Genomic DNA, 21,305 nt, shown 5'->3' on the forward strand with positions numbered 1-21,305 from the left:
CCTTGAAGGAAAGACAGTGTTCGTGGGGTATTACTGTTCGGGTTGGTCTTTGAATCGGTACAGTCTGGCAGGCCGGTGCGGGGTGCCTTGTTCTACCCGGCCGGTATCTACCAGTTGTCCCTGGGCTAACATGTCGCGTCGGAAATTTGCTGGATCGATCTGTTCGCCAAGAATGGCTTCATGCACGCGACGCATCTGGGCCAGAGTGAATTCTTCGCCTAAGAATCGGTGGGCGACCATGGAATATGCGGTGCGCTGACGTAGTCGCCACACCGCATAATCGACGATGTCGGTGTGATCAAACGCCAGATTCGGTAGGCGGTCGATGGAAAACCAGGCGACGTTGGCATCGGCTGTGGCGATCAGCGCCTGAGAGAATTCCGTGACCGCATCTTGGGTTGCCGAGGCGACGTCACCGGCCACATCACGTAATGATTCGGTTGTCGGTGGGACACGGAGATCAGGTTGTCCATAGAGTCCCCAATAGGCCACCGTCACCAGGCGCTGGGCGGTAGCCGACCGAGTCGTCGCGCCGAAGGTATAGAGCTGTTCGAGGTACCCGGGGGAACGCAACACAGCCTCATGCAGGGTGCGTGCCGCCGTCTGGTCGAGATCTTCATCCCAGGGAAGAGGACCACCGGGCAGTGCCCAACGCGCCTCGAAGGGCGGACGAGTCCGTCGCACTAATGGAATCCACAGAGTGGTCAGGTTTTCTTCGCGCGCACCCTCGCGGCCAGCGTATTCACCCCAGGTGGAGATCACCTCACCAGAACTCGGGTCGGCAATATTGGCATCCACCGGTGGATGCAGTGCAAACGCGACCGTCGACACAGCGACTGCCGGTGGCATGAACCGGCGCTCGGAAGCGCTTGGCGCCGAAAGATTCACCACACAGGTACCTCATTGCGATTAGAAACTGACCAGAACGACTTAAGGTCACATTGACTTTAAGTAAGTATGAGGTGTCTCTCAGGGAATTGTCAACCAAGTTTTCGGTGTTATCCACAGACAGCGCACGCATTCACGGAGGTCGCGTCGAATGCGTGCATACTTGCTAACAGCATGTAAATGAGGTGACACGCAATGCCAGAAACCATCCCCGCAACGACCATTCGATATGCATTTGTGCCGTCTCCGATCGGACCGCTTCTGGTGGCGCCCATCGATCAGGACATTGTGCAAGTGGCCTTTAAGAATCAGAATTTTGAGCGCGTCCTAGAACAACTCCGCACCAGATTTGGGCTGTCAGTCGAATATGACGATGACGCTCTGGCGTTTGCAGCCGAGCAACTCAATGAATATTTCGCTGGCACACGTCAGAGCTTTGATGTGCCCATCCACAGGAACACCACCGACCGATTTATGACCCGAGTGCAACAGCATCTGGTCACCATTGCCTGCGGTCAAACACGCACTTACGGACAACTTGCTACCGAGCTGAAAAAACCCGGTGCTGCCCGCGCGGTCGGTAGTGCCTGTGCCAGAAACCCGCTGCCCCTGTTACAGCCCTGCCACCGCGTGGTCAGATCAGACGGCACACTCGGAGAGTTCAATGGCACCCCACGGGCCAAACACTATGTACTAGCACTAGAAGCAGGTGAGAATCCTGAGCCGCCAACACCCTGAATACGTCAACGTCATTATTGAGGAAGGCGGTATCGTCCGGCCCCGCTGGGCAGTATCGCATCCTTTGCTCCAAGATTATTTTGATACCGAGTGGGGACAGCCGGTTCGTGATGAACAGGGCCTGTTTGAACGACTCAGCTTAGAAGGTTTTCAAGCAGGACTATCCTGGCTGACCATTCTGAAGAAACGCCCTGCCTTCCGCCAAGCGTTTCATGACTTCGACCCAGGTGTTGTCGCACGATACGACGACGAAGATATCGAGCGACTCATGGCGGATGCAGGCATTGTTCGCAACAGTCAAAAAATCCTGGCCGTCATCAACAACGCTCAGGCAACCATCAATCTTCGAGACGCAGGTGGGCTTGCCAAACTCATCTGGTCCTACCAGCAGCAAGAAGACCCGGTCCTTGATGCGGAAGGCAACCACCCAGCCAGTCGGAAGAATCTGTGGCACTGGCCAAGGAGTTGAAACGCCTTGGCTTTCGCTTCGTTGGTCCCACGACGGTCTTCGCCATGATGGAAGCGGTTGGGGTCGTGAACACCTTCCCGTTCCGCGAACCGCCCGACCTTTCAAACACTCCTGAAGCTCGTTACGGTTAAGCAGACACCCAATCGATAGGAGTGAATTCATGAGCGACCTACAAGGACGTCGCGTAGCATTTCTGGTCACCAACGGTTATGAGCCTTCTGAATTGTATTCACCGTGGGACACCGTGGTCGAAAACGGTGGACGAGCCGTCCTGGTCTCGCCGGAGTCTGACGAGGTATCCGGTAAGGACCACTCTCAAAAAGTAGACCTCAACGTTGCGGACGCCAACGCTGACGAGTTCGATGCACTCGTTCTTCCCGGAGGAACGAAAAACGCTGACCAGCTGCGGATGAATAAAGATGCCGTGAAATTCACCAAGGCATTCTTTGATGCAAATAAAACGGTTGCATCGATCTGTCACGCGGCCTGGATGCTAGCTGAAGCAGACGTCGCCCAAGGCCGTAATATGACCAGTTACCCAAGCCTGCAAACCGATCTGCGCAATGCCGGTGCACACTGGTCCGACGAAGAACTCGTGGTGGACGGCAATCTCATCACCTCCCGTACCCCGAAGGACCTGCCGGCCTTCAACGAGGCCATCGTCAATAAACTGACTGAATAATCAGCAACAAAAAGCGATATTGCGGTGCGAGCGAAATTTTTTGTTTGCACCGCAATTTTCTTTCCAGGTAACACCAGCCGTCAGGCACGTGCTGCCACCGTTGTGAGCTGATGCGTCATAATGGAGACATGACTTCATCTGAGCAGTCCAAACGTTCATCTCGGGTCGGCAAACTCTTCGGGCTCGCCGCGCTCGCCGTTGCCGGCGTCATTCTTGGAACCTATGCGGCAAATATGATTCGCAAAGATCGCAAGCATGAGAATCTTTGGGGGCAACTCCCCGCCGACACCCAAATTCCAGAAGAACTCGCCTCGGGCGATAACCTCGACGACGCAGATTTGGAAGAAGCCGTCACGACATCGGCAATCACCCATGACGTCGCCGGACATGACATTGAAGAGCAGTCAGAACCAGCCGTGGGCATGGCGCTAGAAGCGCGTACCGTCGAGGAACTCTACGAGCTGGCAAAGCAACACGACATCCCCGGACGGTCGAACATGCGCAAAGCAGAGCTCGTTGAATCCCTGCGTGACGCTGGAGTCTCCGAGGTCTCTGGCCAATAACCGGTTTGGTGACAACGTTTTGTCACTCAACGCGGTCGAATTCGGAATTTGTAGCCAAATGTGGCACAATGTTTCAGGTGCTGATGATCAATCAGTGATCCGCCCTGGTGTAATGGCAGCACGCCAGCCTTTGGAGCTGTGTGGTCTAGGTTCGAATCCTAGGGGCGGAACTGCCGCATCGCGGTTGAGAAAATAGTGTCTTACGATCAAAGGTGAGATTTCCTTGAATTCTTCTTCTCCCGCGGCTGTTATCGTGCTGGCCGCAGGCGCCGGCACTCGAATGAAATCCTCGCTTCCCAAAGTGCTCCACTCCATTGGTGGTCGTTCCTTGGTTGGTCATGCGCTGGATGCGGCTGTCAGTCTCAAACCAGAACATCTCGTCGCCGTTGTGCGCCATGAACGCGAACGCGTCGTCGAGCACCTGCTGGCTCACAATTCCGATCTGGTCATTGCCGATCAAGACGAGATCCCAGGCACCGGACGCGCCGTCGAACAGGGCCTGGAAGCGATCGGCTCAGTCAGCGGGACCGTCGTTGTAACATACGGCGATGTGCCACTTTTGACCCCTGAAACACTCACAGCGTTAGTTACCGAACACCAGAATGCCGGAAACGCAGTAACTGTATTAAGCGCCAATGTTCCTGATGCCACTGGCTACGGCCGGATTGTGCGCGACGACAGTGGCCTGGTGACACAGATCGTCGAACACAAAGACGCGTTGAAAGTCGCCGAAGAAACCGGCGACAGCACACTGGTGGATATCAGCGAAATCAACTCCGGAATCTATGCCTTCGACGGTGAAGTCCTGAGTCAAAGCCTGGCACAGGTGACCACGGATAACGTCCAAGGCGAAAAATATCTCACCGACGTACTGGGCCTGGCCCGCGAAGCAGGCGGCCGCGTTGCCGCATATGTGACAGATGATTTGATGGAAGTCGAAGGCGTCAACGATCGTGTTCAGTTAGCGACACTCGGTGCTGAATTGAACCGACGCGTCGCAGAACGCTGGATGCGCTCCGGGGTCACCATCGTCGATCCGTCCACGACCTGGATTGATGTTGATGTGGAACTGGCCCAAGATGTCACGATTAAACCCAACACCCAGCTGCATGGCACAACCACCATTGCCAATGGTGCCACCATTGGTCCCGACACCACGCTCAACGACGTTCAAGTCGGCGAAAACTCGACCGTCCGTCGGACCGTAGCCACCCAGGCGATTATCGGACCAGGTTCCAACGTTGGACCATTCACCTACATTCGTCCCGGCACGGTCCTGGGCGAACACGGCAAAATCGGTGCCTTCTACGAGACCAAGAACGTCAACATCGGCCGCGGTGCAAAACTCTCGCATCTGGGCTATGCCGGCGACGCTGACATCGGCGAAAACACCAATATCGGATGTGGCAACATCACTGCCAACTACGACGGCGTCAACAAGCACCGCACCACAATCGGCGCTGAAGTTCGCACCGGATCCAATACCGTGTTCACCGCTCCTGTCGAGATCGGCGATGGTGCATACACCGCCGCCGGTGCAGTCGTGCGGAAGAACGTGCCGCCTGGTGCCCTGACAATGAATGCTGTGGACCAGCGCATTATCGAAGACTGGGTTCTCGAACGTCGTGCCGGCTCTGCTGCAGCCGAAGCTGCTCAGAAAGCACGCGACAAATCATAAGTTTTCCAACAGACTGTTGGAGTACTGTAGGACGGTCTACAGTTAGAACAACAAAACACGCCGTACGTTCTAGGGAGAACTTGGTTGAGCGAAATCGTCACCAATGAGAACAAGAAACTCGTGTTAGCCTCGGGTCGCGCACACCCGGAGCTTGCCGCAGAAATCGCCGAACACCTGGGCACCGAGTTGTTGCCGTTGGATGCATACGATTTTGCAAACGGTGAAATGTACGTCCGCCCCGGCGAATCTGTTCGCGGTAAAGACGTATTCATCATCCAAGCTCACCCGGCACCGATGAACAACTGGGTCATGGAACAGCTGCTGCTGTGCGATGCCATGAAACGCGCCTCCGCACGTCGCATCACCGTGGTCTCGCCGTTCTACCCGTACGCCCGCCAAGATAAGAAAGGCCGCGGACGCGAACCAATTTCGGCTCGCATGATCGCTGACCTCTACCTGGCAACCGGTGCCCACCGTATTATGTCCATGGACCTGCACACCTCGCAGATCCAGGGTTTCTTCGACGGTCCTGTCGACCACCTGTTCGCCTTCCCGATCCTGGCTGACTACATTCGTGGCCGTGTGGACGTCAACAACGTCACCGTGGTCTCCCCAGACACCGGTCGTGTTCGCGTAGCGGAACAGTGGGCCGAACGACTCGGCGGTGCACCACTGGCATTCGTGCACAAATCTCGTGACCTCAGCCAGCCAAATAAGGCAGAGTCCAAGACTGTGGTCGGTGAAGTCGAAGGCCGCGTCTGCGTGCTGATCGACGACATGATCGACACCGGAGGCACAATCGCCGGTGCCGTGAAAATCCTGAAAGAAGCCGGTGCCGCAGAAGTCATTATTGCTGCCACCCACGCCGTCTTCTCGGATCCTGCAGCAGAACGCCTGGCAAACTCCGGCGCCTCGGAAGTCGTGGTAACAAACACCCTGCCACTTCCAGAAGAAAAGCGTTTCGACAACCTCACTGTGCTGTCGGTTGCCCCAATCTTGGCCAACGCGATTCGCGAGGTCTTCGAAGACGGCTCCGTGACCAGCCTGTTCGACGGCAACGCCTAACTCGCTAGCTTTTTCGCATTTGACCGCTGCCAGTTTTGGTGGCGGTCAAATTCGTTAAAGCCATATACCAGTGCTATAGTAGTGAGTCGTTGCCCAGGCGAGGGAGTCTCACCCACTCCGTGATCGACGAGGCTTTGCAAACACCATCAAGATGTTTTGCAGTTCCTGCCTGGAAACCACGAGTGCTCAACGCACCGTACGAACTACAGGAGGAATCCCATGGCTGTTGACTACATCGAATTGCCAGTTGAAACCCGCACCGACTTCGGTAAAGGCGCATCCCGCCGTGCACGCCGTGACGGCTACATCCCTGCCGTACTCTACGGTCACGGTGAAGAACCACGTCACCTGCTGCTGCCACGCCACGAAGGCTTCCTGGCACTGCGTAACCCGAACCAGCTGCTTCGCCTGACCGAAGGCGACAACTCAGAAATGGCGCTGCCAAAAGACATCCAGCGCAACCCACTGAAAGAAGAAGTCGACCACGTCGACCTCATCCTCGTGCGTCGCGGCGAACGCGTCACCGTTGACGTCTGGATTGACGTTATTGGTGAACCAGCACCAGACCACGCTCACGTCATGGACGTTACCTCTATCCCAGTTGAAGCAGACGCACTGGATCTGCCAGAGACCGTTCAGATCGATCTGACCGGCCGTACCGCCGGTGAACACGTGTACGCACCAGACGTCATCCTGCCAGAAGGCGTAACCATCGATCTTGAAGACGACTTCCTCATCGCCACCGTCGATGAAATCGTTGAGCAGGATCTTGGCGAAGACGCCGAAGCAGCCGAAGGCGAAGTGCCAACCGTAGCTGAAGAAGCTGCTGCAAAAGCCGCCGAGTAAGTCTGCCCTTGACGACTCGCACTATCGGAACACTTGATCCCACCACCGGTCCTGTACTGGTGGTGGGATTGGGTAATCCCGGAGACCGCTATGCCGCCACCCGACACAATATCGGGCATATGGTGGTCAACGAACTTGCCGCACGAAATGCCGAACGTTGGAGCACCCATAAAGCCGGTGCTGCGGTCGCAGAATTTCGGTTAGGCATCGGTGGACCAAAGATTGTCCTGGCCAAACCGGCCACCTACATGAACTTGTCGGGCAAACCGGTTGCAGCACTGATGAAGTTCTTCAACGTCGGTCCCGAAAATCTCATCGTCGTCCACGATGAACTCGACGTGGACTACGACATGCTGCGTTTGAAACGCGGCGGGGGAGAAGGTGGCCACAACGGGCTGAAATCTATTTCCCAGGCCATCGGCACGAAAGACTACTTGCGGGTCCGCGCCGGTATCGGGCGTCCACCTGGCAGAATGGCCCCAGCAGACTACGTGCTGCGCCCATTTTCTTCAACCGAGCAACAGACGCTTGCCCTGCACATCGATCGGGCTGCCGATGCTGTGGAATCGCTCATTGAGCGTGGACTGACCACCACCCAAAATCAGTTCCATCAAAAAGCATAAACAACACAAACGGCGGGATGAGCTGCTTCAGCATCACCCCGCCCTTTGTGTCTTAACGCATAGTACTTAGTGCTGATTCAGCCAGGAATCCAGTTTTGAGGTCATACCGGTGAGCATTTTGCCAACCTGCGGCTCAGCCATCTGAGCGATCTTGGACCCCATGAAGGGGATCTTGGAATCAACAGAACCGGCAATATCAACCACGGTGCCCGTCTCATCGTCAGTTGGGGTCAGTTTGATCGTGGCAGTGCCGGTCGCTTTGGCCAATGGCACCTTAATCGTGACGTTGGCATTGCGTGAACCATCATCGCCAGCTGCCGACCACGCTTCTGACTGTTCAACTTGTACCCGACCCTTGACGAAACGCTGGACAGCGGAGGGCAACCGGTTGACGATCTGCTCGCCGTCAATGCTGCGATGAATCGTCACCTGGGCGGTGTCACTAGGGGTAGGCTGTGCCGGAGTGACCATGAATTGGTCGATGTCGGCACGGAATCCATCGGAAACATGCTGTTGGAACTCCCGGTTGATTAACCCTTCAAAGACTTTCTGTGGAGGGTGGGAAACGATGGTGGATTCTTGAAAAGCCATGGGCTCACTCTCTGCTGCTCGCTAACAGTGGATAGAACGCAAGTGTAAACGATGCACCTGGGAAAACCGTTATGCTAAAGGGTGCGCCGGTTGTGATTCATACCAGAAAACGGGAAGTTAAATTTTGTCTGAAGACGCTGTGTTATCAGGGCTGAGAAACCACCTCCAAGCCGATTCTGCCGTAGCCGCCATGCGGACCTCTATTGCCCGGCCCGACCGAACCAAAGACCTCTCGCTGACTCTTCCCGACGGCGCCCGCGAAGCCGTCACGGCTGCTCTAGCAGACTCCTTACAGGACGCCTCCTTCGCGGCACCCGTGGTACTGCTGGTGACGGCGACGGCCCGTGAAGCAGAAGATCTTGCCCAAGGACTGGGCGCCTGGATGGATGCTCATGCGATAGCGCATTTCCCGTCATGGGAGACCCTGCCACATGAGCGACTGTCACCGCGCAGCGATACCGTGGGCGAACGCATGGCGGTATTGCGCAGATTGGCTCACCCAGGACGTGATGGACAACCGGCACTACGTGTCGTGACCGCCCCGGTACGATCCATCGTTCAACCCATCGTCAAGGGCCTCGGGGATCTGGAACCGGTCCTATTACGCACCGGCGAATTTTATGACTTCGAACAGGTTGTCCAAGACCTGGCCAACGCAGCTTACACGCGTGTTGATATGGTCTCCCGCCGCGGTGAATTCGCCGTCCGGGGTGGCATCATCGACGTGTTCCCACCCACCGAAGACCATCCGTACCGCATTGAATTCTTCGGCGATGAAATCGAAGAGATCCGGTATTTCTCCATTGCCGACCAACGTTCGTTAGTCGATACCTCCGACGACGGCTCGGCTACCCCGACGTCGATGTATGCGCCGCCGTGTCGTGAACTGCTGTTGACCGACGACGTCCAGCAGAAGGCTCGAGACCTCCAGGTCTCGATGCCCAACGTGTTGGAAATCCTTGAACCAATGTCCAACGGGGTGGCAGTTGAGGGGATGGAATCGCTGGCACCGTTAGTCACGCAGATGGAATCGTTCCTCGATGTCCTGCCGGAAGGCTCCGTCACGATCGTGGTTGAACCTGAAAAGGTACGGTCTCGGGTTCATGACCTGTTGACGACCAATGAGGAATTCTTGGCTGCAGCGTGGGCAGCGGCCGGTGAAGGCCTGGCAGCCCCGGTAGAAAACCAGCAAGAAGCCGGCGGCTTCGCCACCCTGGGAGATACCCGTACTTTGGCGCTGGAACGCGATCAAGGATGGTGGCAGTTTACTGCCTTCGACACGGATGACACCTTTGATGCCACTGCGCTGCGTACCGGATTTACTGCCCCGGCACAATTTGCTGGCGATGTTCCGGCGCTGATGGAACATGTGGGGAATCGCATCCGAGACAACTGGTCCATTGCTGTGGCCACCCACGGACCAGGTCCTGCACGTCGTCTGGCCGAGATCTTCAACGAGGCAGGCCACACTGCAACCGTGGTTGAACGCATCACCGAAGCCAAACCAGCCCACATCCAAATCACTGTCGCCAGCCTGGGTGCTGGGTTTGCCTGGGCTGACCACCGCTTCGCCGTGGTGACCGAATACGACCTGTTTGGTCGTCAGGCCGCAGGTACCCAGCGCGGTGAGAAACGCTCCCTGGCGCGCAAACGCCGCAACGCAGTCGACCCATTAGCGCTTGAAGAGGGTGACTTCGTTGTTCATAATCAACACGGGATTGCGAAATTCATTGAGCTGCAGCGCCGCAAAGTGGCTGGAGCACGCTCGACTGCCGGTGAAGAAGGCTACCGCGAATACCTAGTCTTAGAGTTTGCGCCCTCCAAACGCGGAGGTGCCGGTGACCGGCTGTTTGTGCCCACCGATCAGCTTGACCAGGTCAGCCAATATGTCGGTGGCGATACACCAACCCTGTCGAAAATGGGCGGGTCAGACTGGGCTCAGACCAAGTCCAAAGCGCGCCGAGCGACCCGAGAGATCGCCAAAGAACTCATCCAGCTGTATTCGGCCCGCATGGCCACCAGCGGCCACGCGTTCTCATCCGACAGCCCGTGGCAGGCGGAACTGGAAGAAGCTTTCCCGCACATTGAGACCCCCGACCAGTTGACGACGGTTGAAGAAGTCAAACAGGACATGGAAGCCGAAGTGCCCATGGACCGATTGGTTGCCGGTGACGTCGGCTTTGGTAAAACCGAGGTCGCCGTCCGCGCCGCGTTCAAAGCGATCCAGGACGGCAAACAGGTGGCATTATTGGTCCCCACCACCCTGTTGGCCCGTCAGCACACCGAAACCTTTGCCGAACGTTTCGCCGGGTTCCCCGTAACGGTGCGTGCCCTGTCACGATTCCAAAAGGCCAAACAATCTCGCGAGACGATCGACGCGCTGGCCGAAGGGACCGTGGACATGGTCATCGGCACCCATCGGTTACTATCCGATGAGATCCAATTCAAAGACCTTGGCCTGGTGATCATTGACGAAGAACAGCGCTTCGGCGTCGAACATAAAGAAAAACTCAAACAGCTGCGTACCAACGTTGATGTGTTAGCTATGACGGCGACCCCGATTCCACGAACCTTGGAAATGTCGATGACTGGGATTCGTGAGACCTCTACCTTGGCCACACCGCCGGAACAGCGCCATCCGGTGTTGACCTACGTTGGCCCATACACGGACAAACAAATCACCGCGGCGATCCGTCGTGAGATGATGCGCGAGGGCCAGGTGTTCTATGTTCACAACCGGGTCAACAGCATTAACAAGGTTGCGGCACGCATTCAGGAATTAATCCCTGAAGCACGGGTGGCGGTTGCCCACGGTCGCATGTCCGAGTCCACGCTGGAACAGATCATGGTCGATTTCTGGGAAAAAGAATACGACGTGTTGGTCTCTACTACGATTATCGAAACCGGACTCGACATTGCCAACGCCAACACCCTGATCATTGAAGACGCGCATCGCTACGGGCTCTCCCAGCTGCATCAGCTGCGCGGTCGCGTTGGGCGTGGCCGAGATCGTGCGTATGCCTACTTCCTGTATGACGCCGGCAAACCACTGAATGAAACCGCGATGGAACGTCTGAAAGCTGTGGCCACCCACAATGAGCTGGGTTCGGGCCTGCAGTTGGCGCAAAAAGACCTTGAAATCCGTGGTGCTGGAAATCTGCTGGGCGGAGAACAATCCGGTCACATTGCAGGGGTTGGCTTCGACCTGTATATCCGCATGGTGGGAGAAGCCGTCGCCGATTTCAAGGGCGAAGAAGATACTTCACCGCCAGAAGTCAAAGTCGAGTTGCCCGTCAACGCGCACCTGCCGCACGACTATGTACCGGGGGAGCGACTGCGACTGGAGGCCTACCGCAATCTGGCCCAGGCATCCGACACAGCAGCCGTGGAGGCTGCCGTTGAAGAGCTGCAAGATCGCTACGGTGAATTGCCCGAGGCCGCACAGAACCTGGTGGCGGTAGCCAACTTCCGAAACACCGCTCGCGAATATGGTGTCCACGAGGTCATGCTGATGGGCAAGAATATCAAGTTCGGACCGGTGGAGGAACTGCCAGATTCACGCGCGATGCGCATGAAGCGGATGTATCCAGGGGCAGTGCATCGGGCCCCACTCAAAGCCATCATGGTGCCCCGACCAAAGACCCAGGCGGTGACCGGCAAAGACCTCGTCGATGCCGAACTGTTGGAATGGGCTGGCGAGTTCTTAGCGAATATCTTCGGGGAGAACTAAACCTTTATCCGGGACCGTAAGAGTCCCGATTCCCGAGGTGCCCCCGAGAGGAGCCGTGCGGCCGGCGTCGTGTTGATTAGCAACCCGACGATAAACGAGATGACCAAGGCAACCCCCATGCGCAGTAACAGGTGCGTCAGTGAATCGTCGCCGAAGCCATTTTGGTGCATCCATACCAACACCAGTCCGTGGAAAAACACCACAGCCGTGCCGGTGCGTACCAGACGTGAGACGCTCGCCTGGGCGGTCGGGAATTTTTGTAGCCCATCGTTGACCCAGGTAGCAAAAATCAAGATGAAGCCTGCGGTCACCACGGTGGCAATCAGTGGTGTCAGCAGGATCGTGCCAAAGTCTCCGACCTGAATGTAATGGGCGCGTACCTCGGTTGCGTACGTGATCCCCAGTGCGGTTACGACTAACGCCAGACCGAGGGTGGCCAAGACGTGGGAGGAGTATCTACGCACCAGTGGCATGAGGAGTTTTCGCAGCTGTTCTCCGACGAGCAAATAGAACATCACAGGCCAGGCCAGGCCGAGTCGAAGTGGTGTTTCTACTAGTGGATGGGTCTCGAATACGCCATTGATAACTAACCGGTAGCAGGCATACGAGGTGAGCACCCCGAGGATGGCAACGGTCCAGACCACAGCTGAGCCCAGGGGCTCTAAAAATCGGCGCAGTAGGGTGGCACCGGCCAGGGTCGTGATGAACCAGGCGGCCATCCAAAAGATTGATTGCCGTGCCCCACCAGACCAGCCGGTATGTAAATGGTCGAGGATAACGTCGTGTTGTCCCCATTCCGCAACAATGAGCCACACTGAGATGATCACTGACCAGGCCAGATAGGGGACGATCAGTGTGTCCCAGCGTCGGCTAAATTCCGAGAATAGTGTGCGTCCCGGTGTGAAGAAGAACCCGGAGAGCATGAAGAATAAGGGCATCCGCCAGATGGTGAGCAATTCCGCGTTGGGAAAGTAACCGGCGTGACCAACCACCACCATAATGATGGAAAAGACACGAAGTAGGTCGATTCCGACGTTACGAGCTGGGCGGGTGGTGGTCATAAATCCGTTTCAACTATTAGGCAGCAATTGTTACCCGAAGTGGTCGTTCCTGAGGTACTCCAGACAGCGCACGAGCCGCCGGTGTCATGTTCAAAAGTAGCCCCACGGCAAACGCTGTGGTCAAGGCTACCCCAAAGCGGATGAAAAGATCGCCTAAGGAATTGGAATTGAAGCCAATTGCGTGCATCCACAATAGGATTAAGCCATGTGATAGCACTACTGTCGAACCGGTCCGCACGAGTCGACCCACGATCTGTCCCAGCAGCGTCCATCGGTGCAGCAACCGGTTGACGCCGGTTGAAAAAATCATCAAAAAGCCGATGGTCACGGTCACCGCGATGCCCGGGGTGATGAATGGCCAACCAAATCGCCCTGCGTGAATGTAGTGTGCCGGAATGCTGAAGTGGTGTGCCAGGACAAGTGGGGCGATGACTAATACCACGCCGATTGATGTGGCTCTGGTCGTCGAGAGCTCTTGTACCACTGGCATGATCCGGGAGCGGATTTCTTGGCCTATCAGTAAATAAAAGATCACCGGCAGACTGATACCTAACCGCAGCGGCAGCTGCGCAAACGGATGACCATCCAGTACGTCAATGTCTTGGAGATAGACGAAAATGCGCGACGCAACCAACCCTGCGATGCTGATTGTCCAGGCAACCCAGCGAGCGAAACGCTCCAGATAGCGCAGAATGATCGCTGAGAAAGCCAAGGTCAGCAGGAACCATGACGACATCCAAAAGGCCGAGCGTCCTGTGCCGCCGCGCCAACCGGTGTATAGGTGGTGCAGCATATCTGCTGGTGAATCCCATTTGATAGCAATCACGATCAGGGTAATGATCATGGACCATGCAAGGTAGGGGATGATGAGGCTTTCCCAGCGGCGGGCGACTTCTACACGAAGTGAACGCCGGTGAGGGATTAAAAAGAGCCCTGACAGGATAAAGAATAACGGCATCCGCCATACGGACAGCAGGCTGGAACCGTCAAAGGTTCCCGAGTGCCCCAGGATCACCATGGCTATGGAAAAGACGCGCAGTGCGTCGATGCCGAGGTTTCGGTGTGAGATATTCATTTGGTGATAAACACAACAGCACCCGGGGCAACAGACCCCGGATGCTGTTAGCTAACTCTGTATAAGAGCCCTTTTTAGAGATTAGGAGAGTTGGTTTCGTGAGCTGGATCAGTCACGAACTCTGCATCAACGGTATTGGAACGTCCGATGATTTGCTTCGGAATAAAGTATGCGACAGAAGTCAGAATCAGCACGCCAAGCATTGGAACCCAGACGTTTTCAAATGACAGCAGGTTGAACATGTACAGGCCAACAACGAACAGGATGACTGTGATGACGAAGATCAGCCAGTTACCAGCCGTATTGCCTTCACCGGAGAAATTTGCCGGTTTACCGTCACGAATCAAGGGGGACACCTCGTTCTTTCAGAAATTCTACTGTCGCCAGCATAGCTTGGGCGACGGTGCGATGATGTGTTGTTAACTAAGGATAGCGTAAGTCGAGCTGGCTCCGAGCCGGGTTGCGCCAGCTTTGAGCATCTCGATAGCATCTTGCCGGGTGCGGATGCCTCCGGAAGCTTTGACGCCAAGACCATCACCCACGGTGTGGCGCAACAGTGTCACATCTGCCACTGTCGCACCGCCGGGTCCGAATCCAGTGGAGGTCTTAACGAAATCAGCACCGGCTTCAACGGCTGCTTCACAAGCAATGATCTTCGCCTGCTCCGTGAGCGATGCCGTCTCTAAGATGACTTTGACGATCACGTCGTGCCCGGCTGCGGCTTCCACGACGGAACGAATATCATGCACCAGCCCGGCCTTATCGGCAACCAGCGCTGCAGACTGGTTGATCACCATATCGACCTCCTCGGCACCATTGGCAATGGCCTGGGCCGTTTCGAAGGCCTTGGTCTCTGGGGTCTGGGCTCCAGATGGAAAACCGATCACCGTACAGATCTTGACCGGTGATTCAGCAAGTCGTTTGGCAGCGTGCGCCACCCAAATGGGCTGCACACACACCGAGGCTGTGATAAATTCGGCGGCTTGGTCACAGAGTTTGTCGATATCTTGGGCCGTGGCGGTGGGCGCCAGCAGGGTGTGATCGATCATCAACGCCAGCTGGCTGCTATTGAGTTCATCCACTTGTGTTGGGCTCAGTGGGGCGGTATCGGACACGGAGTCTCCTTATTTGACTTGGACCAGGGTGGCTGCTTCGTCCCGCAATTGCTGCAGTACCGAGCGTACGGTCGCTAATGCGGTCCCGGGGGTAGCGGTCACCGAAACATAGCATTTGACCTTCGGCTCGGTACCTGAGGGACGAATCATCAACCGAGCGGACAGGGATCCTTGTGTAGAAAATGCCAGCATGTTCATGGGGCCGTAGCGTTGCGCCAGATCGGCATCGGGCTGCAGATAATCGACGGTTGTGACCGGGGCTAAGCCCGCTAATAATTTCGGCGGATTGGCCCGCAGGTCGTTCACAAGTAGCGTGCCAATACTGGGGGAGGGCACCATCACCGCGACCATATCGGTCAAGGTTGGTCCCAGCTGATCAGTCAGCTGCGTCAGATACGTCAATAAGTTTGAACCAGCAGCTTTGAGTTCGGCTGCAAGGTCAAGGAGCACGACGGCTGCGGACAGTCCATCTTTGTCGTTGACCAGATGTGGGGCCACTGCGTAACCGAGTGCTTCTTCATAGCCGTAGCCGAGGCGATCGACCCGACAAATCCATTTGAAGCCCGTCGGGGTCACTTCATGATGGACATCGTGTTGGGCTGCCAACTGAGCTAATTGCGGTGCTGACACAATCGAATTTGCTGTGGCTAGATCATGACGTGTCAGATACGGCATGAGCCTGGCACCCAGCAACAAGCCGACCTGATCACCGGAGAGCCGCTGCCATCGCCCGTCGACCCGGAGTGCGACGGCCAACCGGTCGGCATCGGGATCATGAGCCACAATCACATCGACTTGTTGCTCCTGAGCCGCGGTGGCAAATGCTTCATCTAAGGCCCCGGGTTCTTCTGGGTTCGGAAACGCCACGGTGGGAAACGCCGGATCCGGCTCCGTCTGGCTGGCCACAAGCTGTGGGGCATTAAAGCCGGTGGCCTCGAGGAGTTTGGTAAAGGTTGCGGCGCCAACGCCGTGCATGGCTGTATAGACGACGTTCAGATCACCACGGTGTGTGTTCGCTGGTGAAAGTTCCGAAACGAACTGGGCTACAGCCATGACGTAGTCATCGATGATGGTGTCTGGAACGTATTGCCAGCCGTTAGCTGTTCGCGGTGGCAGGTGATCAGCGGTATTCCACTGGTGGATATGACCGGCGATGATCTGATCGGTTGGTGCAGTCAGCTGCCCGTATGCCCCGGCAGTATCGTCGGCTGCCACCAGCTGAGCGCCAAGGTACACCTTGTAACCGTTATCGGCCGGCGGATTATGTGAGGCGGTCACCATAATACCGACGTCGGCCTGAAAATGTTTCAACGCATATGACAACACCGGGGTCGGCGTCCTGACCGCCAGCAGCCGGACTCGACATCCCGCCGCGGTGAGCACAGCCGCAGAATCAATGGCAAAGTCTTTTGACCCGTGGCGCGCATCGTAGCCGATCACTACCGAAGGCGTCTGGACGTGTTGCTTGGCGAAATCTGCGATGCCGGCGGCTGCGCGCTGCACGACGACGCGATTCATGCGCGCGGTGCCCGGACCCAGTGGGGCGCGAAGCCCAGCGGTGCCAAACGTCAGATACCCGGCAAAGCGTGCTGTCAAAGCGGCAAGTGCGGTCTCGTCCCCGGCGTCAGCGGCCTGAATTTCTTGGGTCAACACTCCAGCATTTTCTGGATCGACGGTGAGCCAGTGACGTGCTGCTGCAATCGGATCAGTCATGCTAGATTGCCTGAATAATATCGGCAAGCAGCTTTGAAACCCGCGGCGCGGCGGCCTCCCCGGCAGCGATAACATCCTCATGGGACAGCGGAGCCTCCGTGATCCCGGCTCCGGGGTTGGTCACCAGCGAGACACCCAAGACTTCCAAACCGGCGTGCCGGGCGGCGATAGTATCCAACGCCGTTGACATTCCCACCAGATCCCCTCCGAGCCTGGCGGCCATGGCCACCTCGGCTGGGGTCTCATACTGAGGACCGGCGAATTGCACGTAGACACCTTCGGTCAAATGTGGATCGACCTGCTTGGCGATGGTACGCAACCGGGTGGCATAAGCATCGGTCATGTCAACAAACTCTGGGCCGGCCAGCGGGGTCACGCCGGTGAGATTGATGTGATCGGCAATCAGCACCGGGGTGCCCGGGGTGAGATGAGGATCAAGCCCGCCGCAACCGTTGGTCAGCACGACGACCTCGGCCCCGGTTGCGGCAATGGTGCGAACCACGTGAGCCACGGCCTGAACGTCACGGTTGGCATAAAAGTGGGTGCGCGAACCGAACACCAGCGCGCGGCGACCATTGGCTAACCGGACCGAGGTGACCATCTGCACGTGGCCAGCCACGCCGTCGCCGTCCAGTCCAGGGATGTCGCTGAACGGGACTTCGGCCACCACTTCGCCAAGGGAGTCAATCGTGTGTGCCCAGCCGGAGCCCAACACCACCCCGATATCGTGCCGGTCCGTGCCCAATGTGTCGGCCAAAACGGCCGCTGCCTGGCGGGCGAGTTCAAAGCCTGGATGATCTCCGAATAAAAATTGTGTCGTATCGTTCACAGCCCCCACTGTATCGCCGCGACAGATCAAAACCAACGAAACACCTGGCGCACGCGTGTGATTGTGCATTTTGACGCAAAACAGACCACAATAGAACCCGTGAGCACTCTAGAAATTGTCCCGCGTCCGTCCATTACGATCATCGGCGGTGGCCCCGGCGGCTACGAAGCCGCCCTGGTGGCCTCGAAATTTGGTGCCGATGTCACACTGATTGAACGCAACGGGATCGGGGGGTCAGCTGTGTTGACCGACGTCGTGCCATCCAAAACTCTCATCGCCTCGGCTGATTCGCGACGACGCGTGATGAGCGCGCCAAGCCTGGGGCTGGAATTTGATGCGCACTCGGTTAAATCCAACATCGAGCTCATTGACCGCCGTCTGCTGCGCCTGGCCTCGGACCAGTCCGAAGATATTCGCCGTGGCCTGCAAGCCAACGGGGTGCGCATTGTTATGGGTCAGGCCCGATTCGTGGATCGCCACGTTGTGGAAGTCAAAACCATGGAGGGCGATGTCGAAGAGATCTCCTCTGACACGGTACTGATCGCCACGGGTGCCTCACCACGTGAACTACCGACCGCAAAGCCTGACGGTGAACGCATTTTCAACTGGAAACAGCTCTATGCGATGAACGAACTGCCCGAACACATGGTCGTAGTTGGGTCCGGCGTCACTGGTGCCGAATTCGCATCGGCCTACCAACTGCTGGGGTCCAATGTGACCCTGGTGTCCTCGCGTGAGACCTTGCTACCGGGTGAAGACCCCGACGCAGCGCAGGTGCTGGAGGAAGTGTTCTCCGAAAGCGGGGTCAACGTGATTTCCCGTACCCGCGCCGAAGGCGTCACCCGGATACCAAACGGTGTGCGCGTGGAACTGTCCTCGGGAGGATACGTCGAAGGCTCCCACTGTTTACTGGCCGTCGGTGGGATCCCCAATACCGCGGAACTGGGGTTAGCCAACATTGGGGTGGACGTCACCGAGACGGGCCACATCAAGATTGACGCGGTCTCACGCACCTCGGTGCCGGGGGTTTATGCGGCCGGGGATTGCACCGGACGCCTGGCGCTGGCCTCGGTTGCTGCCATGCAGGGACGCATCGCTGTCAACCACATTCTGGGCGACGTCGTCAAACCGTTCTCCCGTAACCAGGTGGCCTCCAATATTTTCACCTCCCCGGAAATTGCCACGGTGGGCATCACCGATGCGATGGTCAAATCCGGCGACTACCAGGTCGATGAGTACATGATTCCCATGGCCTCCAACGCGCGCGCCAAGATGATGAACGTCACAGAAGGGTTCGTGAAAATCTTCGCCCGCCGCGGCTCCGGCCACGTCGTGGGCGGGGTCATTGTGGCCCCGCGGGCCTCGGATCTGATTTACCCGTTGTCGCTGGCCGTGTCCCAAAAACTCCACGTCGATGACCTGGCCGAGACGTTTACTATTTATCCATCGCTGTCGGGCACCGTGGCGGAAGTGGCTCGCCAGTTGCATAAGCGCGAACAGTTCTAACGGCGTCGTCCGGCACACCCGGCTGCGCTGGGGCTTGGCCAAGGACTACACTGAAAACCATGATGATCTCGTACGTCGTTGGGAGATATCGTGACTGACAATATTTTGTGGCAGCCCACGCAAGACCAGGTGCAGGCCACCGCCATGTACCAGTTCATGCAAGCCATGAACACCAAACACGGTTTGGCTCTGCAGACCTATCTGGATCTGTGGCAGTGGTCCGTGGAAGACCTTGAATTGTTCTGGACAGAAATCTGGGACTACTTCGAGGTGATCGGCCAAAAACCTACCTCAGCCCTGCTGACCGGGCAGCTGCCCGATGCCCAATGGGGCCAAGGTGCCAAGGTCAACTATGCGGAAAACGTTTTGCGGCACGCACGCCAGTTGGCCGATACCGAAGCCGTCGTCGGACTCGATGAATCCCTCAACCGCACCGTGCTGACCTGGAAACAACTCAACGAACAGGTTGGCGCCTTTGCCCACCATTTGCGCAGCACTGGCGTAGGCCCCGGCGACGTCGTAGCAGCAGCCATCCCCAATATTCCACAGGCCATCGTGGCACTCCTGGGTACTGCAGCGGTGGGTGCCATCTGGTCGGTGGTCAACGTCGACTTCGGCGTCACCGGGATCGTGAGTCGATTCAAACAGCTTGCACCCAAAGTCCTCATCACGATCGACGCCCTAGAACTCGGCGGAAAACTTCGCAACCAAACCGATGATCTGGATGCGCTGCTGACCCAACTGGACTCGGTGGGTCACCACATCCTGGTCGAAAATGCCGGCACCGACGTGAGCGACACCGTCGCCGAGATCACGGCGCAACACCAGGTCGGCACCACCCGCTACGCTGACATCATCGCCCAGCCGCGCGAACCGGTATTTGAACCGGTCGAATTCTCCCACCCGCTGTGGGTGCTGTATTCCTCGGGCACCACTGGCACGCCCAAAGGGATCGTCCAGGGCCACGGCGGCACCGTCTTAGAGATCGCGAAATCCTTTGGCTTGCACTACCGAGTGCCCCAAGGCGCACCCGTCTACATCTGCACCTCCACCACCTGGATGCTATGGAATATGCAGGTCGCCACCCTGATCACCGGAGCCAAAGCGGTAACCTATTCCGGGGCGGTCTTCGCCGGGGGACCCGAGCGCCAATTTGAGATCCTGGCCAGCGAACAGGTGGCCTTCTACGGCTGCGGTGCCGCGATCCTCACCGGCGTCCAGGAATCCGGATTCATCCCCAAAGACCACTACGACCTGTCGCACCTAACCGATATCCTCGTCTCCGCCTCACCGCTACCGGCGCGCACCTGGCGATGGGTCTATGACGCCGTCAGCCCCAATCTGCGCCTGCGATCCGACTCCGGTGGCACCGACGTATGTTCGGTATTTGTCGGTTCCAACCCCATGGATCCGGTGCGCATCAACGAACTGATGGGCCCAGCCCTCGGTGTGGCCGCCGACGTCTATGACGAAACCGGCACCCCCGTAACAGAACAGGTCGGCGAGTTGGTTATCACTAAACCCATGCCGACCATGCCGCTGTATTTTTGGAATGATAACGACGGCGCCCGCTACCGCGACGCCTATTTCAGCCAGGACCCGCACATTTGGTATCACGGCGACTTCGCCACGAAAACCGATCGGCTGTCCTTTGTCATTCACGGTCGCTCAGATGCCACACTGAACCGCGGCGGCATCCGCATGGGATCCTCCGACCTCTACCAGGTCGTGGATGCCCTCGATGAGGTCACCGCCTCGATGGTTATCGGTGCAGAACTCGACGACGGCGGCTACTACATGCCACTGTTCGTCGTCCCGCGCGATCCCCAGATCGATCCTGAGGCACTCAAAGCCAAAGTCATTGAGGCGATCCGCACCGAGCTGTCACCACGCTATGTGCCCGATGAGATCATCATCGCTCCCGGTGTGCCGATGACCAAAACCGGCAAGTTGATGGAGGTTCCGATCAAACGCGTTTTTCAGGGTATGACCCCAGAAAAGGTCGCCACCGAAACTGCTGCTGAACCCGACGTACTGAAGTGGTTTTTGAATTACGCGTCCAACTACTCCAAATAGGTCACGACGTTTCAACACGAAGACGCCCGGACCCCTGCTGTGAGCAGGAGTACCGGG

Annotated in this window: 18 protein-coding genes, 1 tRNA gene and 1 pseudogene; 12 read left to right on the plus strand and 8 right to left on the minus strand. The window is 57.3% G+C overall.

All coding sequences use genetic code 11. The annotated features are described in order from the left end of the window. Window positions 1-30: 30 nt before the first annotated feature. Window positions 31-891 carry an NUDIX hydrolase gene (locus A6F49_RS10120; protein ID WP_052504665.1) on the minus strand — a complete coding sequence of 287 codons (861 nt, stop codon included), beginning with the start codon at window positions 889-891 and terminating at the stop codon, window positions 31-33. Between the two features lie 192 nt (window positions 892-1,083). Between A6F49_RS10120 and A6F49_RS10125 the strand changes: the two genes are divergently transcribed. From A6F49_RS10125 to pth, 9 genes and pseudogenes are all read left to right on the plus strand, one after another. After that, complete coding sequence (locus tag A6F49_RS10125; RefSeq protein ID WP_043056790.1) at window positions 1,084-1,626, plus strand: methylated-DNA--[protein]-cysteine S-methyltransferase; 543 nt, start codon at window positions 1,084-1,086, stop codon at window positions 1,624-1,626. Further along, a pseudogene (locus A6F49_RS10130) lies at window positions 1,607-2,226 on the plus strand (DNA-3-methyladenine glycosylase I). The gene A6F49_RS10125 and the pseudogene A6F49_RS10130 overlap by 20 nt, the downstream one beginning before the upstream one ends. Before the next feature lie 29 nt (window positions 2,227-2,255). Beyond that, on the plus strand, window positions 2,256-2,777 hold the full coding sequence (locus A6F49_RS10135) for a type 1 glutamine amidotransferase domain-containing protein (RefSeq protein ID WP_043056791.1): 522 nt from the start codon (window positions 2,256-2,258) through the stop codon (window positions 2,775-2,777). A 128-nt stretch (window positions 2,778-2,905) separates the two neighbouring features. Then, window positions 2,906-3,340 (plus strand): Rho termination factor N-terminal domain-containing protein, encoded by a 435-nt coding sequence (locus tag A6F49_RS10140; RefSeq protein WP_043056792.1) that lies wholly within the window; start codon window positions 2,906-2,908, stop codon window positions 3,338-3,340. A gap of 98 nt (window positions 3,341-3,438) precedes the next feature. Beyond that, window positions 3,439-3,510, plus strand: a tRNA-Gln gene (locus tag A6F49_RS10145). A 47-nt stretch (window positions 3,511-3,557) separates the two neighbouring features. Further along, window positions 3,558-5,018: a bifunctional UDP-N-acetylglucosamine diphosphorylase/glucosamine-1-phosphate N-acetyltransferase GlmU gene (gene glmU, locus A6F49_RS10150; protein ID WP_043056793.1), complete on the plus strand. Its 1,461-nt coding sequence runs from the start codon at window positions 3,558-3,560 to the stop codon at window positions 5,016-5,018. 84 nt (window positions 5,019-5,102) lie between these two features. Next, window positions 5,103-6,083: a ribose-phosphate diphosphokinase gene (locus A6F49_RS10155; protein WP_043056794.1), complete on the plus strand. Its 981-nt coding sequence runs from the start codon at window positions 5,103-5,105 to the stop codon at window positions 6,081-6,083. Window positions 6,084-6,302: 219 nt separating this feature from the next. Then, window positions 6,303-6,929, plus strand: a complete 627-nt coding sequence (locus A6F49_RS10160) for a 50S ribosomal protein L25/general stress protein Ctc (RefSeq protein WP_043056795.1) — start codon at window positions 6,303-6,305, stop codon at window positions 6,927-6,929. Window positions 6,930-6,937: 8 nt separating this feature from the next. Continuing rightward, window positions 6,938-7,552 carry an aminoacyl-tRNA hydrolase gene (gene pth / locus A6F49_RS10165; RefSeq protein ID WP_043056796.1) on the plus strand — a complete coding sequence of 205 codons (615 nt, stop codon included), beginning with the start codon at window positions 6,938-6,940 and terminating at the stop codon, window positions 7,550-7,552. Between the two features lie 66 nt (window positions 7,553-7,618). Here pth and A6F49_RS10170 read toward each other — a convergent pair whose 3' ends face one another. Next, on the minus strand, window positions 7,619-8,143 hold the full coding sequence (locus tag A6F49_RS10170; protein WP_052504666.1) for a DUF2505 domain-containing protein: 525 nt from the start codon (window positions 8,141-8,143) through the stop codon (window positions 7,619-7,621). A 190-nt stretch (window positions 8,144-8,333) separates the two neighbouring features. Between A6F49_RS10170 and mfd the strand changes: the two genes are divergently transcribed. Continuing rightward, the gene (mfd, locus tag A6F49_RS10175; protein ID WP_082911730.1) at window positions 8,334-11,873 is read left to right on the plus strand and encodes a transcription-repair coupling factor; all 3,540 of its coding nucleotides are present in this window, start codon (window positions 8,334-8,336) and stop codon (window positions 11,871-11,873) included. Here mfd and A6F49_RS10180 read toward each other — a convergent pair. The 6 genes from A6F49_RS10180 to A6F49_RS10205 all read right to left on the minus strand — a co-directional run bounded on the left by A6F49_RS10180 (window position 11,870) and on the right by A6F49_RS10205 (window position 17,666). Then, window positions 11,870-12,934 (minus strand): acyltransferase family protein, encoded by a 1,065-nt coding sequence (locus A6F49_RS10180; RefSeq protein ID WP_052504667.1) that lies wholly within the window; start codon window positions 12,932-12,934, stop codon window positions 11,870-11,872. The genes mfd and A6F49_RS10180 overlap by 4 nt on opposite strands. A gap of 16 nt (window positions 12,935-12,950) precedes the next feature. Further along, complete coding sequence (locus tag A6F49_RS10185; RefSeq protein WP_043056798.1) at window positions 12,951-14,009, minus strand: acyltransferase family protein; 1,059 nt, start codon at window positions 14,007-14,009, stop codon at window positions 12,951-12,953. Window positions 14,010-14,083: 74 nt separating this feature from the next. Next, on the minus strand, window positions 14,084-14,356 hold the full coding sequence (locus tag A6F49_RS10190; protein ID WP_043056799.1) for a hypothetical protein: 273 nt from the start codon (window positions 14,354-14,356) through the stop codon (window positions 14,084-14,086). A gap of 72 nt (window positions 14,357-14,428) precedes the next feature. Then, window positions 14,429-15,058 carry a deoxyribose-phosphate aldolase gene (gene deoC, locus A6F49_RS10195; protein WP_043056852.1) on the minus strand — a complete coding sequence of 210 codons (630 nt, stop codon included), beginning with the start codon at window positions 15,056-15,058 and terminating at the stop codon, window positions 14,429-14,431. A 75-nt stretch (window positions 15,059-15,133) separates the two neighbouring features. After that, window positions 15,134-16,837, minus strand: a complete 1,704-nt coding sequence (locus A6F49_RS10200) for a phospho-sugar mutase (protein WP_052504668.1) — start codon at window positions 16,835-16,837, stop codon at window positions 15,134-15,136. 1 nt (window position 16,838) lies between these two features. Continuing rightward, the gene (locus tag A6F49_RS10205) at window positions 16,839-17,666 is read right to left on the minus strand and encodes a purine-nucleoside phosphorylase (RefSeq protein WP_052504673.1); all 828 of its coding nucleotides are present in this window, start codon (window positions 17,664-17,666) and stop codon (window positions 16,839-16,841) included. A gap of 99 nt (window positions 17,667-17,765) precedes the next feature. Here A6F49_RS10205 and A6F49_RS10210 point away from each other — a divergent pair, with 99 nt between their 5' ends. Together A6F49_RS10210 and A6F49_RS10215 are read left to right on the plus strand one after the other, a co-directional pair. After that, window positions 17,766-19,172 carry an NAD(P)H-quinone dehydrogenase gene (locus A6F49_RS10210; RefSeq protein WP_043056854.1) on the plus strand — a complete coding sequence of 469 codons (1,407 nt, stop codon included), beginning with the start codon at window positions 17,766-17,768 and terminating at the stop codon, window positions 19,170-19,172. A 90-nt stretch (window positions 19,173-19,262) separates the two neighbouring features. Next, window positions 19,263-21,248, plus strand: coding sequence for an acetoacetate--CoA ligase (locus tag A6F49_RS10215; protein WP_235604962.1), 1,986 nt, complete (start codon window positions 19,263-19,265; stop codon window positions 21,246-21,248). Window positions 21,249-21,305 lie beyond the last annotated feature (57 nt).

The organism is Enteractinococcus helveticum (assembly GCF_001657475.1).
Classification (GTDB): Bacteria; Actinomycetota; Actinomycetes; order Actinomycetales; family Micrococcaceae; genus Yaniella; species Yaniella helvetica.